At 53.9% G+C, this 549-nt stretch carries 1 rRNA gene; it reads left to right on the forward strand.

Annotated elements, in window-relative coordinates:
- Positions 1-77 precede the first annotated feature (77 nt).
- A 5S ribosomal RNA gene (gene rrf / locus ACFPOF_RS23990) occupies positions 78-194 on the forward strand.
- The last annotated feature ends 355 nt before the right edge of the window (positions 195-549 follow it).

Here is a 549-nt window from a genome sequence, read left to right on the forward strand (position 1 = left end):
TAAACGCCGGATACTTCTTCAATAACGCTTTGTTTCGCTTCCAGTTTTCAAGGCGCAAGCTTTGACTCATCAGTTGGTCTGGTGGTAATGGCGGAGGGGTCCCACGCGTACCCATCCCGAACACGACCGTTAAGCCCTCCAGCGCCGATGGTACTTGGACCGCAGGGTCCTGGGAGAGTAGGACGCCGCCAGGCTGAATATGATTGGAAAAAGCACCCTCGCGGGTGCTTTTTTGTGTTGGCGCGCCTAGCCAAGTTAGGCACAACTAGCCGGTGAAAGTCCGGTCGAGGTAAGAGCCAAGTCGCCTCGTAGCTGGCGGGCAGCTGGTGGAGAGATCCTAAGGCTGAAGCCCCGTGACAAAGTAATTCCCTTAGGGAGTGCGAGCAAATCAGCAGGCCGTAACATGAAGTGAATCCTGCCGCATCGTTAAAAAAGACCCGCAAGGGACAAGATGATCTTGTCGTCCTTTGCAAAACCAAAGACCAAGCCATGAGGGCGATAGACGTCCTCAAAGCGGTATTCGGAAAGCTGGAGCTGGAAATGAACAAG

Origin of the sequence: Cohnella soli (assembly GCF_042655525.1) — a bacterium.
Taxonomy (GTDB): Bacteria; Bacillota; Bacilli; order Paenibacillales; family Paenibacillaceae; genus Cohnella; species Cohnella soli.